Consider the following 14151-nt stretch of genomic DNA (forward strand, 5'->3'; position numbering starts at 1 on the left):
GCCGCGAGCGTCGAGCAACTTGCGTGACAAGGCAGGAAATGGTTCAGACAATGCTTGTTTTCGAGAATGCTTCAATATTCGACGGCACCGGCCAGGCTTGTTTCAATGGTTCGGTGATCGTGAACGGCAACCGCATCGTCGATGTCTGCCGGGGACGCCCCGAAAGCTTGCCAGAACACGCGGTGCGCGTCGATGCCAGCGGCACCACGCTTATGCCGGGCCTCATCGAATCCCACAGCCATCTCGGATTTGGCTCCACGGTCGAATGCGAACTCCCGCTGGGACCGCATTCTCAGGAGTTGCGCCTGCTCCGCACTGCCATGGCCGCGCGCGTCATGCTCGATTACGGATATACCAGCGCCTATTCCGGCGGTGCCATCAATGCCCGGGCCGAGGTTGCCCTGCGTGACGAGATTGCCGCCGGTCGTCAGGTCGGCCCCCGGATCCGCGCATGCTCGTTCGAGCGCGCAGCCGAAGCTGCAAGCGTGGTGGCAAAGCCCGGAAGCGTCAGGACCTATGCCGGTATCGCTGGTCGGGAGTCCGACCCGGCCGGGATGCGGGACTTCGTGAAGGAGATGGCCGACATCGGGGTCGATACGATCAAGATGCTGCTATCCGGCGAATCCGCCGTCGTCCTTGGCACGTCGATGATCATCCAGTTCTACGACGAGGAAGTCGAAGCCGCAGCGGATGAGGCCCGCAAGCACGGGCTGCGGCTCAATGCCCACAGCCACTCGCCCGACTCCGTCAAGATGGCGCTGCGCCACGGCTTCGACGTCCTGTATCATTGCACCGTCCTCGACGACGAAGCGCTTCAGGCGCTGGGCGCAAACAAGGACCGGATCTTCGTGGCCCCGGGCATCGGCGTGAACTGGTTCAGCGTGAACGCCTACTGGAAGTCTGGCACCCCGGAGAAGATCAAGCAGCAGACCGAGACGATGGAATCGGTGCGCGAACTCGCTCCGAAGATCCGCGATCTGGGCGTGCGCTATCTGCCCGGAGGCGACTACGGATTTCCGCATACCCCGATCGGACGAAACGCCAAGGATCTGGAACTCTTCGTCGATTTCCTGGGAATTCCGCCACTGGAGACGCTCCATGCCGCAACCGGGCTGGGCGGACAGATCATGAGCATGGGCAGCGAACTCGGCCTGATCAAACCGGGATACCTCGCCGATCTGCTCCTGGTCGAAGGCGACGTGACGCAGGACGTCACCATCCTACAGAACAAGGACAAGATCCGGGCCGTCATGAAGGACGGACGATTTCACAAGCATCCATGAAGTCTTGACCGGTTCCATGTCAGCGGCACCTTGCTGGACGGTGCCGCTGATTTGCCTGAAACATGATGGCAAAATCGTACGTGCGGTCTAGGATGGCTTCACCGTTCTAAATAACCGGATGAGCAAGGGGTACTGCTATCTCCGAGCTGAAAACAAACATTGATCCGCGCCACCTGCTTCACGTGCGGGCAATCGCAAGGGCCAAGTCCTTCGCGCAGGCATCGCGCGACATAGGTCTCTCGCAGCCGGCGCTGTCGCGCAGCGTGGCGGTGCTCGAGGACAGGCTGGGCGTAAAGGTTTTCGATCGGCACAGAACCGGGGCGGTTCTCAACGCGGCGGGCGAGATTTTGCTGCGGAACGCTGACGGTCTCGTCGACATGCTCAATCGCACCACGGAAGAGGTGCGATTGGCGGCGCGAGAGATGCAAGGGCCGCTGACCCTGGGCGTGACCACTGGGGTCATCCCGAAGTTTCTGCCTGACGTCCTCGAGCAGCTTCACCAGAATGCCACGGGCATGCAACTCCACGTCGAGACGGCCTCGGCACCTGAGCTTCTGGCGCGGCTGGAAGCGAGCCACTATGACCTGATCATCTGCCCGGTCGAAGGCAAGCTCTCGCTCCCCAAGGGCATCGAGCAGGAAGCGCTGTTCAACGATCCCTTCAGTATCGCCTATGGCCCGGGCGGCAGATTTGACCATGGCGACGAACTGGCGATCGAGGACGTTATCGACCGGCCCTGGGTTCTACCCGAGGCTGGCGGCAACTTCGTGCGTTCCTTCTTCGATGTCTCCAACCTGCCGCTGCCCAAGGACTGCATCACCACGAGCAGCCTTTCGCTGGTGATTTCGATCGTCCAGACAACCAACCGCGTCACTCTCGTTTCCCGCACGGCAGCGCTGGGCTTCGGTCCTGCCTTGACCACGGTACCGCTCAAAAGCAGCGGCAAGCGCATGATCGGCTTCATGCGGCGTTCGGCGATACGGCCATCGACGCTTGCAGAACGGCTGATCACCATCTGCCGCGAGGTAGCAAGCGCGCCCCCTTACCGGGTCGAGTGATCGTCCGGAGCCTGTGCTATGAAAAGGGCGGAACAGGCGTCCACATCTTGCGATTGGACTTCCCGACCTGAACCGTGACGATCATTCCGTCAAAATGCATCGGGGGGTATGATCTTGAGAGTTGAATTGGCCTGCGGTCCGGTCCGCGGTGAGCGGTCTCCGCTCGGCGGGTGGCGCTTTCTGGGCATACCCTTTGCCGCGCCGCCCGTAGGCACGCGGCGCTGGCGTGCGCCCGCACCGGTAGAGCCATGGAGCGGGGAACTTTCAGCCACGCGCTTTGCGCCGGCACCGGTTCAAACGCCGCCCGCCCGCGATCATCTGATGAGCCAGTTCTCGTTCGGCACACCGCCAGAGTCCGGCATGGACGAGGATTGTCTCTACCTCAACGTCTGGGCACCCGATGGCATTGCCGCCGGGGGCAGCGCGCCGCTGCCAGTGATCTTCTGGATCTATGGCGGAGGCCACCGCGTCGGCTCGGCGTCGCATCCCTCGACGTGGGGCGAGCGTCTTGCCGCTCGGGGCGCGATCGTGGTCGCAGCAAACTACCGCGTCGGCGCGCTCGGCTACCTGGCACATCCCGCACTCACCGCCGAGAGCGGCAGTTCGGGCAACTACGCCTCGCTCGACCTGCTCGCGGCGTTACGCTGGGTTCGCGACAACATCGCGGCCTTCGGTGGTGACCCGCATCGGGTCACGCTTTACGGTCAGTCCGCCGGCGCTGCGCATGCCAACGTGCTTCTGGCCTCTCCGCTGGCACAAGGTCTTTTCCACCGGGCCATCGTGGTCAGCGGGGGGCGGATGGCCGGAGGTCCCATGGGGCGCCTCAAGCCGCTCGGTGATGCCGAAGCTGAAGGCCTCGAACTGATGGCCAACCTTGGCGCGCCCACGTTGGAGGACATGCGAAGCCTGCCAGCTGCACAGATCATGCAGGCCCACGCCATGTGGAACATCGTCGAAGACGGGCTGGTCTCGACCGGCCAGCCGCAGCAGCAGTTCTCGTCCGGTGCGCATCACGTCGTGCCGGTGCTGGCAGGCTTCAACGCCAACGACTCCGCGCCCTACCCCTCTCCGCAATGGGCGACCATAGAAGGGCTGGCCGCCTTTGCCGCTACCTTCGGCGAGGGCAGCCAAGCATTCCGCGAGCTCTACCCCGCCACAAGTGATGCCGAAGCGTGGGAGCAAAGCTACCGGTTGCGCCGGGACATCGCCTTTGCCTATCAACCCTGGCGTATAGCCAGAGCGATGTCAGGCAATCGGGCCGGTCAGCCGCAACGGCGCGCGACCTCCTGGCTCTTCATGCTCGATCAGGCACCGCCGCTTCCGCAGGAAGAGCACTTCCACGAACCCGTGCCCCCGCAGGGTTACGGGACCTACCATGGAGCCGATATCTGGTACGCTTTCGGCAATTTCGAGGCTGCGCGCTTCGACTGGAGCGATGCCGACCGCCGGGTCCACGCGCTGCTCGCCGATGCCTTTGTTAGGTTTGCGACCGATGGGGAGCCCGGCGACGTCGATGGCATGCCATGGCCTGAACTGGACGGGCAGAATCAAGCGCTCCTGCTCTCGGCAAAGCCGAAGATCGCACCGCTGCCCAACCGGGCGGCCCTGCAGCTCTTCGAGGAGGCATTCACCAGGCGTAGGGCCTGATCGCGTTCGCCCGACGGGCTATGCGTCACGCTCCTGCCCCGGAACCGCGAAGGCCTCTCCGGGACAGGGCGTGCGCGCGACGTTCATCACCATCGCCAGCAGCGAGTAGTACCCGCACAGCGCGGCAAGCTCGACCACCCCCTGCTCGCCCAGAAGGTCTGCGACCAGCCCGAAGGCATCGTCGTCGAGCCGATGTTCGACGAGCAGTCGGGTGCAGCAGGCAAAGACCAGCCGCTCGTCGGCGGGCGCCTCGGCATGGCATTCCCCGTCGCGCAGGGCAGCCAGGGTCACGGAGGCGACGCCAGCGACATGTGCCAGGCGGGCATGGGCACTCCATTCGTATGGCTGGCTCCAGAAGCGTGCGACCACGCAGATCGCGAACTCGCGCAAGCGCTCGGGGATCGTGCAATCGTAGCGAAGGAAGGCGCCAAGCTTCTGCGCTCGGTCGAGGAGTTCGGGGCTGCGCAACAAGGGAACGAAAGGCCCGCGCACTTCCCCGCGCGGACTGCTGATCAGTTCAGCAGCCGCCTCGCGCATGCGCTCGGTCCAAAGCGAGGGATCAATCGGGGGAAAGCGGTCGCCACCTTCAACCACGTCCAGCGGCGGCAGCACACTCATGTCCGCTTCTCCTTTCTGCCCGCCCGCGCCAGAAAGCTGCTCAGTGCACGATTGAACTGCGCGGGCCTTTCCCATTGCGCGGCATGGCCTGCGCCCGCGATCACCACGAGATCGCACCGCCTGAAGAACGTCTGCAGACGCCGGGCCAGCGGCGGCGGGGAATACAGGTCGGCCTCGGCATAGATGAGCAGCACAGGCACGTTGATTGCTCCCAGATCCGCCGGGGTCAGCGCAGGGGCTCGCGCCATCGCCGATCCGAAGCGGGCTGCCGAAGTTCCACTCCTGCCGATACTGGCCGAAACCGATGACGCCTCGATCTCGAGCCACCGCTTGACCCCTTCGGGTTGGGTCGCACGGTAGGACGGAGACAGCTCTTTCAGAATGCTTGGCAGCGCAAGGAACTCGGGGCTGGAAAGGCTTGCCAGCATCCGGGCACAGACACTGTCGTCAACCGCCACGACGCTGCAGGATATCGTCAGCGAAGCCAGGCGTGAGCCATGCCTGCTGGCAAGACGAGCGACCAGCATCCCGCCTGACGCGGTGCCGACGAGATGGCACTTCGACAGGCCCAGCGTATCGAAGATTGCAAGAAGGTCGTTGATCTCGGTTTCGATTCCCGCCCCCGGCGCACTGGCCTCGGCGGTGCCCCGGCGCGAATAGGCAATCACCCGCCAGCCCTCTTTCCGCAGCGCGTCGAACTGGTACTGCCAGGCTGCCGCAGTGCCGCTGGTGGCGTGGACAAGAACCACAGGAATGCCGCTGCCGCCGCTGTCCCAGACGGGAAGCTCGCCCCCCTCGACCACAACCTGGCGCTTCAGGGCAGAGTCCAGGCCGGCAGGCACATCCAGCACAGCATCGATATCGCTCTCGTCCCCTGGCGCACAGGCGCGCAAGCTCCTTGCGCTGACTGGCGCAACCGCCGCCGAAAGCGCGCCTGCTCCCAGGATCGCGCTTTGCCAGGCTTCCCGTCTCGTCAGTTTTCCCGTCATCACTGCATCTCCGGCAAGTCTGGCCGATAGAGAAACCGTCCGGCCGCTTCGAACCAGGGCAGGCTTGCGAAGCGGGCCCGCCAGGGCGTTGTCCGCGCCAGCCGCCGCTCTTCCGAATCCAGCACCTCAAGCGACGATAGCAGATGAACGGCAATGCTCGTCCATCCTGCGGCTCCTTCCCCACGCCCGGTCACGGTAAACCGGCGCGCGCGCAACCAGCCCTCGGCCTTGAGCAACATGGGAATGTGCTCGCTGGCGTACCACTCCTCGAAAGCGGCGGCGGACTCCGGCGGAACGTCGAAAGTGATCAGCATCATCGCGGCGGGACGTCCGGGCTTTGCCCCGCTGTCTGTCACCATTTTGCAGCGAAACCATTCGGCTTGGTCACTTGCGCCATCGATCACCGCTGCCGCCTCCCGCCACGGGCAAAGCACAGCGCAACCTTGGGTTCCTTCAATTCCATCGAAGACTTCGGCTCCGGCGGGCAGACCAAAGCGGCGCCAATCGCGGCCGGGTGCCATCAGAAAGAGATGTTCGATGTCCATGAGTGCCCCTTGCGCACGATGCCAGTTCGGGATCGCGGTTCACTGCTGCGGTGAATAGTCCGTCGGCAACCAGAGTTCGGTCTCGATCGAGGTGATCGCATCACCTAGCCCCTCGTCGCCCAACAGCGGCGAAAGGGCCGGGGCTTCGTCGAGCGCGGTTCTTCGCGCCGTATCGTCCGGATAGCGACTGAGCACATGCACGGTATCGAGCGCGCCTGTCAGCGGGCGCAGGACGCCTGCCGGTTCCATGCCGATGCACCGTTCGGACCAGGACGTCAGCAGGCGGCGAAATGCGCGAGCCGGTCCACGTTCGCGCCGCAGTTCGAAGAGCCCTCCGCGTTCGCCAGGACCCGGCTCGAACAAGCGCCCCGGCCCTTCAGCCCAAGCTCCCGCGACGGGCTCTAGAATTGTGTTCTCCTGCTCGCGTATGAAGGGTGCCGCCTCCTTGATGAAGCTCAGCCACTCCTTGTCTTGACGCAAGCGGGCGCGGCATTCGTCGCGATGCGCAAAGTCGCGATAGGCAAAGAGCTGCAGCGTACGGTTCGCCTTGCCGCTGTGCGAGGTGAAGATGCCCAGCGTCGTCCCCAGACATCGCGTGGTGATCGCAAAGCCGGTTTCCCTGTACATGCGCAGGAACGTCGGGAAGCCTGCCGGAAAGTAGGTATAGGTGCGGAAATCAATGATCATGTTGGTTCCTGGAAAGCAGGGACAGGCACGCAATCAGCAGCTGAAATAGAGCCGCCCCGGATTCTCGACGAAGACCTGCCGGATCGCCTCCGGCTTCGACAGCGCGTCGAGCGCGAGGTCCAGCAGGTCGCGATCCTCGGGCTTCCATCTGACATTGGGATGGGGCCAGTCGAAGCCCCAGAGCGACCTGTCAGGCGCCGCTGCATGCAGTCGCGCAAGGATCGGCTTCATCTTGGGTAGCTCGGTGCGTGCCCGCACGGCACGGTCTGCTCCCGAAAGCTTGATCCAGACGTTGGGTGCCTTCAACAGGTCCTCGATGAAGGCGAGATCGGCTTCCAGACCCGGCGCATCGAGACTGATCCGCGCCATGTGATCGATCACGACGGGACAGTCGAGCGACGCGATGAGGTCGGCCTGCTCGCGCAAGGCGGTCATGTCGAGATGAATGCAGACGTGCCAGCCGATCGCACCAAGTCGCCGAGCAAGCGATCGCATCTCCGGCGGCAGGGGCGCCGGTCCCAGATGGGGCATGAAGTTGAACCGCGCGCCTCTGAGCCCTGCAAGATGCAACAAGTCGAGTTCGACCTCGGCAACGTCGCATTCGACCAGTCCCACCCCGGAACTGAGGCCGGAACTGCGCTGCAAGGCGTCAATCAAGGCGCCATGATCGCTGCCGTAAACCGCAGGCTGCACAAAGACGGAGCGCTCGAGGCCCAGGCTGCCGATATGCCCCCGATAGGCATCGTAGGGTGCGTCCACCGGGTCGTAGGTCCGGTCGGGACGGTAGGGGAATGCCGAAGCAGGTCCATAGACGTGGCTGTGTGAATCGCAGGCACCCGATGGCAGCAACGGCGTCCCGGCATGTCCGGACGGGCCCCGATGCACCGACATCAGCTGTCGCTTCCGACCGCCATCTCGGCCTTGATCTGCCGTTCGATCAGATAGCGCACCTTCAACGCCGGCGTATCGATCCGGGCAGAAATCTCGGGCTGGAGCTTGCGCGTGGATTGCAAGCCTTCCTCGATACGCTCGAGGATCAGCTTGTCCTCGGGCTGGATCTTCTTGTAGCTCGCCAGGCTCGCCGCATCGAAATCGGCATCGCCTTGCCGGATATCGCGAGGCACGAGGATGAAGTACAAGGTGTTGTATTCGTCCACAGGCGTCATGGCGTGCATGTAATGCACCGAGCCCATGTACTCCCCGGTCTCGGTATTGAACATCTCGCCGCCGGTACGGATCAGGCACGGTCCGAAAAACTCGGAATCGAAGTGACGGTCGATCGGCCCGGTAAAGCCGGGGAAAAACAACTGGTGCAGCGGATTGGTCGGCAAACCCCTGCCTCTGCGGACGGCGTTCACCCGCCCGTCCTTTTCGGTCATCTCCACCGGAATCTTCACAACCGCGGCACCGCCCGGAATCGAGACTGGGTGGATGAACGTCACATGCGACAGGTCCATCAGGTTCTCGATCAGCAGGGTGTAGCGCGACTTCAGTTCGAGGATCGGGCGCTGCTCGACGTGCCAGGCCGGATCGCCGATCCCGTAGCCAAGGAGATCGGGCACCGTGCTCTCGTCCGCCAGGGCCGGATCGCCGGTCCAGATCCACACGAAGTCCCCACGCTGGGCGAGCGGATACTTGCGCGTGCAGAACGATGCCGGGACCTTCTCCTGCGATGGAATGCCCACGCATTTGCCTGAGGGGGCAAAGCTGAAACCATGGTAGCCGCAGGTCAGGACGTCGTTCTCCAGCGTTCCCATTTCCATCGGAAAGGAGCGGTGCGGGCAAAGTCCCGCCAGGGCAACGGGCTCACCTGCCTGAGTCCGGTACATGACGACGCGTTCACCCAGGATCGTTCGCCCGAGGGGAGTCTGCGTCAGTTCATTCGCGTAGGCGGCGACCCACCACTGGTTGTACGGGTAAGGTTGGTCGACCTTCAGAGGATGCATGATGTTAACCGCCTTTGAAACAGGAAGTGATTGTTGTCCCGCTGCCTTCGCCAGATTCGGAAACTGCATGGATCCGAACGGACTTTCCGTCATGGTGACTGCGCGCCGACAAGCTCCCGAAACGATGGTTGAAGCGCGATTGGTTAGCAAGACGGCAGCAGGCGGGACTGCCCGCAAGCTGCCGTCGTCGTTTCTAGTGCGAGCGGATCACGTCGCGCCTCGGCATCAGAAGTTGTACCGCAGGCTCATGCCGTAGGTCCGCGGCGGACGGATGGCAGCAACCGACGGCGCATCACCACCCGGATTGGTAAAGTTCGATGTCGCCGACGCCTGTACGTAAATCGGCTCGTTGGTGATGTTGCGGACGTAGCCCTGCAAGGTCCACTTGCGATCGGGCGAAGTGTAGGACAGGCTCGCATCGAAAGTGACGTATCCGTCATCCCTGAAGTAGCGCGATGCGAAGTTGCTGCCCGCAAGGATCGTGCTGCTGGCGAACTTCATGTCCCCGGCAAACTCGATGCCGCCGCCATTGGCCAGCGGAAACTGCTGGGTATACCGCGCGTTGCCAGACCACTTGGGTGCCTGGGGCAGCGGCTGGCCACTGCAATCCACGATCCTGAGCGAACCGTTGGAGCCTCCGCTCAGACAGCCATCCGAACGCACCTGTCCGGCTGGCACTGCAGCGCCCGTGGTTTCGAACACGTAGGTGTCGAAATTGGTGTTGAGGTATTCGCCCGAGACGCTCAGGCGCCCGTTCTTACCGATCGGAAGGACGCCCTCGACGCTGAAGCCCCAGATCGTGCTCTGCCCGGCGTTCCGCGTGACGAACGTCGTGACCCCATCTTCGATCGTCACGAAGGAAATCTGCTGGTCCTTGTACTTCCAGTAGAACGCTTCGAGGTTCAGCAGAGCCGCGCCGAATGTGTTCTTCGAGCCGAAGGTATAGGCCGTCAGGTATTCCGGGAAGAACGGTGAATCGTTGGTTGCCGTGAACCCGCCGCTCTTGAAGCCGCGGCTCGCCGTCAGGTACAGCATGTTGTCCGGCGTGAGATCGTATTCGACACCGCCCTTCCAGGTGAAGGCATCGACGGCGAGCGACGTGTCGATGACCGTTGTCCGCGCGGGATTGATCGTCGGCACAAAGGCCGTGACGGTCCCATTGCGGATTTCGCCCTGCTTGTAGCGGGTTTCCTCGGTGTAGCGACCACCGACGATCAGACGCATCTCGGGCGTGACGTTGATCGTGGTTTCCCCGAACAGCGCCCATGCCTTGGTGTCGAAGTTCGGGAAAATCTGCTGCTGGTAGCGCGTACCGTTGCCGGTCCACTTGTTGATCGTCCGCAGTGTCAGGTCGATCGTCTGGTCTTCACGGAACAGGTAGCTGCCGACCACCCAGTTGCCGAAGCCCGATTCCCCGCCAAGGCGCGCTTCGAGCGAGTACTGGTCCGAGGTTTCGGACGAGATCGTGCCGGTGCCGTTGTCGGTCTCGGCATAGGATGACGAATAACGATAGGCGGGAATGACCGTCAGCGCAGCACCGCCGAAGTCATAGACCATCTCGGTCGATATGCCGTAGTTCTTGTTGTCGAGGAACGGATGATCGAACTGCAACGCCTGGTTGGGATATGCGGCTTGCGTCATGCGGGGATCGTACGGCGACTCCCACGGGTTGCCGAACTGCGCGGGATAGTTGACGCGCCCCGGACCGACGCCACCGACCTTCGAATAGTCAAGCGTGGTCTTCATCGTGAAGCGTGAACTCGGCTCCCACAGAACCTTCATGCGCACGGACTTCGAAACAAGATCGTTCGCGCCGCTGGTCGTGGTTCCGTCACTGTCGACCATCTGGCCGGAAAACCTGACCGCAAGCTTGTCGGTCAGCGTCAGGTTGGCCGCACCCTCGAGCTTCACGAACGAGTAGTTTCCGCCATCGGCAAGGACGTAGCCATCGGTCTCGCCTACGCGCGGGTCCTTGGAGATGACGTTGATCGCACCGCCTGCAGAGTTGCGGCCATAGAACGTGCCTTGCGGACCAAGGAGCACTTCGACGCGGGCAAGGTCGTAGAAGTTCGTTCGGAATGCCGGCGAACGCGCGATGTACACGCCGTCGACGTTCAACGAGACCGATGCCTGCGTGTAGGGATTGCTGGTGGTGTCGCCAACGCCGCGAACATAAGTCTGGACCTGGTTGCCGAGGAAGCCGATCTTCAGACCGGGCACCACGTCGTTGAGATTGATGGCGTCGGTCACGCCGCGCTGGGCCAGTTCTTCCCCGCCAACGGCCGCAATCGAGAGCGAAACGTCCTGCAACTGCTGCTCGCGACGCTGGGCGGTGACGACAATCCCGGTGGGATCGGCCTCGTCGACATTAGACGACTGCTCGGCCTGCTCCTGCGCATGAATGGCTGGCGAGAAGAGGATAGCCGTACTGGCGATGATCGAGCTGAGAAATGCCTTCTTATTCGACGACACGGATTTATGGCAGATCAGCATTTCTTCCTCCCTGATTATCTTTTTGCCTTCCTTCCGGAAAGCCGAAACCGATCAAGCGGCGCCTTGCGACACCGTTTACTTTGACGGACCAACATCATTCATCGGTCCGCTATCGATCAGTCAGCGGAGGTCTAACAAAGATGGACAAGCGCGAAAAATGCGCATTCGAGCTAGCGTATGAAACTTTGCGTATAGGTCGGCGCAGGCCGAATGGTTGATGCTCTTCCGGGCCCGATTGTCAGCCCGAGCGCGGGAGAGCGGGCGGTACTGTCAAAGCAAACGCACCGGTTGCAGGTCAGGACGCCAACGAAAGCTTCGCACAGGACTTGGAGTTGGCTGCAGCGGCACGTCTTGCACAGGCAAGCGTCGCCGCTGCAGCCCTTTGCGCTCCCTCAGAAAGAGAAGCTTGCCCTCATGCCATAGGTGCGTGGCGGCGCGTAGTTTGTGACGACGACGTTGCCTGTGGTGCCCGCGAACTGGGACAGCGTCGGGATCAGGCGGTTGCCGATGTTCTGCACGAAGCCGGTAACCGACCAGTTCCCGTCTTGTCGGCCGAAGCGAAGCGAGGCATCTGCCGAAAAGTCGCTGCCCGAGTTCTGGAAAGCCAGAAACTCGAACGAGGTCATGCGGTTCGAACGATACCGCCCGTCAACAGTGGCGACGAGTTCATAGTCGCCCAAGGCGAAAGTCTGTTCAATTCCGCCATTCAACGCCAACTTCGGCGAGTTGAAGCCATTCTGACCCGAACAGTCGACGACCCATACTGTGCTGGTCGCACCGGTGGTCGAACCCGGGATCGGCGCGGTGCCCGGCGAGGTGCGGCACCCGACGGGCGGCGGCAGCGCATTGTTCGTGGCGTTGCGCTGGGTGTTGTAGACGAAGCTCGTCAGCTTGTTGTCGAGGACCTGCACGGACCCGCGCAGAAGCGTCGTCGCAGTAGCCCGGAACTGCAGATCGAGATCGATGCCCTGGATACGCGACTTGCCGATGTTCTCGGTAAAGAAGCTGTTTCCACCAGTGGAATCGATGCCGAAATGGGCGACCTGCTGGTTGGTATAGTTCCAGCGGAAAAGTTCGAGGTTCAGCTGAAGGCGATTGTCGAAGAAGCGGTTCTTCATCCCCAGAGTCCAGGCGCGGATGTATTCCGGCTCGTAGCTCTCACGCCCGAGGCTGAAATTGAACCCGCCCGACCGGAAACCCGTCTCGTGACTCGCATAGAGGAGCGACTGCGGCCCGACATCGAACTCGACGGCACCACGCCAGGTCGTACGGCTGCGATCGAGCTTCTGATTGAGCGTAAGGGGTGCGAAGAACAGCCTGTTGCCTGACGTTCCGAAGGCGACACTGTTGGCCGGCCCAGGCAACGTAGGGAGCGTGATCTGCTTGCCGAGGTCCTCGAAGGTCAGCGCGACGGGAACCGATGGGCCGCCGATGCAGCCTGCAGGCCTGGTGCAGATCTGGATCAGGTTTCGACCGACACCCACGAACTGCTTCTTGTCCCGCGTGTAGCGGATCCCGCCGACCACCCGCAGGCGATCGGTGGCGTTGAGAGTCAGGCGGCCGAACACGGCCGACGATTTGTTGTCGGCATCGAAGGCCTGAAACGAGTTGACCGTATACTGGCTGAAGTTCTGACGCCCCTTGACGTTCTCGTCGAAATAGAACGCGCCCAGAAGCCAGTCGAACGGACCGATAGGTTCACCGGCGATCCGCGCTTCAAGGGAGAACTGCTCGGAATCCTCATGGACGAGTCCCCCCCTGAACGCAGGACCATTGAACAGACTGCGGACTTGCGCACTGTTGTATGCCGGGATGACCGTGATGGTGCCAATGCCGGTCTTCCAGGTGATCTCGGCGTTGGCACCGAAATAGTCGTTGTCGAGGAAAGGATAGGCCAGCGGCCCCGGATTGATACGCGGTCCGCCCAGCACACGCTGCGCGAAGAATGCTGCGTTCGACGGCGAATGAAGTCCCGAGCGCGGGTCGAAGCCGGTAGGAACCACGGTGTAGTTTGCAGGCGAGGTTGCAGTTGCCTGCGAGCCGGGGCTCAGGTTGATTGCGTGCGTATAAGTTCCACCGACACCGACGCCGCCCACGTGTGAGTAGTTTCCGCTGACCCGAAACGACAGGTCCGGTGTGAGGTTCGCAAGCAACTGTACGCGCAGGGCGTGGCCCTTTTCGTCTCCAGTGCCATCGGCGTTGTAGCCATCGCGGTCGACGAGCTTTCCACTCACGCGCAAGGCGCCGTCCTGGCCAACGGGAACGTTGACGAACCCTTCGGCGTCAAAGGCGTTGTAGTTGCCGTAGCCTATGGCAACGCGGCCGGCCCACTCACCGGGAACGGGCTTTGCCGGAATGACGTTTACTGCGCCCCCCGTCGCGTTCCGCCCGTACAGAGTGCCCTGCGGCCCCTTTAGCACTTCGATCCGCTCAAGGTCATAGAACGCACCGATGGTCGAGCCAGGACGCCCGAGATAGACACTGTCGACGTTGAATGCGACTGCGGGGTCCGTATAACCATTGTTGGTGAAATTGCCGACGCCGCGGATGAAGTAACTCGTATTCACGCCACCGCCGCGGGTGATGTAGAGCGCCGGAACGGCCGCATTGAGCGTGCTGCTGTTCACGATGCCCGCGTTCTCGAGCTCCGAGGTGGAGACAACGTCAAGGGCGACTGCGGCCCGCTGCGAGCTTTCCGTTCGATGCTGGGCGGTGACGACGATCTCTTCGAGGCCGATCACGGTCTCCGGCGCGGCCTGCTCGGCCTGCTCGGCCTGTGCCGCAGCGGGCCTAGCCAGAAGCGTCAGGCAGATTGCGCTCGTCGTGAACAGTAATGTGTGCCGCATTGGTCCCTCCCCTTGGCGGTTTTATTGACGTTGTCGGGG

General features: G+C 62.6%; 11 protein-coding genes. 3 read left to right on the top strand and 8 right to left on the bottom strand.

Annotated features, from left to right (window positions below; translation table 11 throughout):
- Positions 1–50 precede the first annotated feature (50 nt).
- From ACZ1JX_RS12780 to ACZ1JX_RS12790, 3 genes are all read left to right on the top strand, one after another.
- On the top strand, positions 51–1283 hold the full coding sequence (locus ACZ1JX_RS12780; RefSeq protein ID WP_465123927.1) for an amidohydrolase family protein: 1233 nt from the start codon (positions 51–53) through the stop codon (positions 1281–1283).
- Positions 1284–1456: 173 nt separating this feature from the next.
- A complete protein-coding gene (locus ACZ1JX_RS12785) occupies positions 1457–2341 on the top strand; it encodes a LysR family transcriptional regulator (protein WP_465126409.1) in 885 nt (294 codons plus the stop codon).
- 114 nt (positions 2342–2455) lie between these two features.
- Positions 2456–3988 (top strand): carboxylesterase/lipase family protein, encoded by a 1533-nt coding sequence (locus tag ACZ1JX_RS12790; RefSeq protein WP_465123928.1) that lies wholly within the window; start codon positions 2456–2458, stop codon positions 3986–3988.
- An 18-nt stretch (positions 3989–4006) separates the two neighbouring features.
- Here ACZ1JX_RS12790 and ACZ1JX_RS12795 read toward each other — a convergent pair whose 3' ends face one another.
- From ACZ1JX_RS12795 to ACZ1JX_RS12830, 8 genes are all read right to left on the bottom strand, one after another.
- On the bottom strand, positions 4007–4606 hold the full coding sequence (locus ACZ1JX_RS12795) for a carboxymuconolactone decarboxylase family protein (protein ID WP_465123929.1): 600 nt from the start codon (positions 4604–4606) through the stop codon (positions 4007–4009).
- Complete coding sequence (locus ACZ1JX_RS12800; RefSeq protein ID WP_465123930.1) at positions 4603–5595, bottom strand: alpha/beta fold hydrolase; 993 nt, start codon at positions 5593–5595, stop codon at positions 4603–4605. The genes ACZ1JX_RS12795 and ACZ1JX_RS12800 overlap by 4 nt, the downstream gene beginning before the upstream one ends.
- Positions 5595–5954 carry a hypothetical protein gene (locus ACZ1JX_RS12805; protein WP_465123931.1) on the bottom strand — a complete coding sequence of 120 codons (360 nt, stop codon included), beginning with the start codon at positions 5952–5954 and terminating at the stop codon, positions 5595–5597. Before ACZ1JX_RS12805 ends, ACZ1JX_RS12800 begins: the two co-directional genes overlap by 1 nt.
- 225 nt (positions 5955–6179) lie before the next feature.
- The gene (locus ACZ1JX_RS12810; RefSeq protein ID WP_465123932.1) at positions 6180–6827 is read right to left on the bottom strand and encodes an NIPSNAP family protein; all 648 of its coding nucleotides are present in this window, start codon (positions 6825–6827) and stop codon (positions 6180–6182) included.
- A 33-nt stretch (positions 6828–6860) separates the two neighbouring features.
- Complete coding sequence (locus ACZ1JX_RS12815; protein ID WP_465123933.1) at positions 6861–7718, bottom strand: amidohydrolase family protein; 858 nt, start codon at positions 7716–7718, stop codon at positions 6861–6863.
- Positions 7718–8773 carry a Rieske 2Fe-2S domain-containing protein gene (locus ACZ1JX_RS12820; protein ID WP_465123934.1) on the bottom strand — a complete coding sequence of 352 codons (1056 nt, stop codon included), beginning with the start codon at positions 8771–8773 and terminating at the stop codon, positions 7718–7720. The genes ACZ1JX_RS12815 and ACZ1JX_RS12820 overlap by 1 nt, the downstream gene beginning before the upstream one ends.
- Before the next feature lie 225 nt (positions 8774–8998).
- Positions 8999–11245, bottom strand: a complete 2247-nt coding sequence (locus tag ACZ1JX_RS12825; RefSeq protein WP_465123935.1) for a TonB-dependent receptor — start codon at positions 11243–11245, stop codon at positions 8999–9001.
- Positions 11246–11658: 413 nt separating this feature from the next.
- Positions 11659–14112, bottom strand: a complete 2454-nt coding sequence (locus ACZ1JX_RS12830) for a TonB-dependent receptor (protein ID WP_465123936.1) — start codon at positions 14110–14112, stop codon at positions 11659–11661.
- Positions 14113–14151: the final 39 nt, after the last annotated feature.

Source organism: Novosphingobium sp. BL-A-41-Hi4A-0G, assembly GCF_055521735.1.

Coding starts and splice junctions, on each gene's coding strand:
- ACZ1JX_RS12780 (WP_465123927.1), top strand. CDS start 51: ATGCTTGTTTTCGAGAATGCTTCAATATTCGACGGCACCGGCCAGGCT.
- ACZ1JX_RS12795 (WP_465123929.1), bottom strand. CDS start 4,606: ATGAGTGTGCTGCCGCCGCTGGACGTGGTTGAAGGTGGCGACCGCTTT.
- ACZ1JX_RS12800 (WP_465123930.1), bottom strand. CDS start 5,595: ATGACGGGAAAACTGACGAGACGGGAAGCCTGGCAAAGCGCGATCCTG.
- ACZ1JX_RS12805 (WP_465123931.1), bottom strand. CDS start 5,954: ATGGTGACAGACAGCGGGGCAAAGCCCGGACGTCCCGCCGCGATGATG.
- ACZ1JX_RS12810 (WP_465123932.1), bottom strand. CDS start 6,827: ATGATCATTGATTTCCGCACCTATACCTACTTTCCGGCAGGCTTCCCG.
- ACZ1JX_RS12815 (WP_465123933.1), bottom strand. CDS start 7,718: ATGTCGGTGCATCGGGGCCCGTCCGGACATGCCGGGACGCCGTTGCTG.
- ACZ1JX_RS12820 (WP_465123934.1), bottom strand. CDS start 8,773: ATGCATCCTCTGAAGGTCGACCAACCTTACCCGTACAACCAGTGGTGG.
- ACZ1JX_RS12830 (WP_465123936.1), bottom strand. CDS start 14,112: ATGCGGCACACATTACTGTTCACGACGAGCGCAATCTGCCTGACGCTT.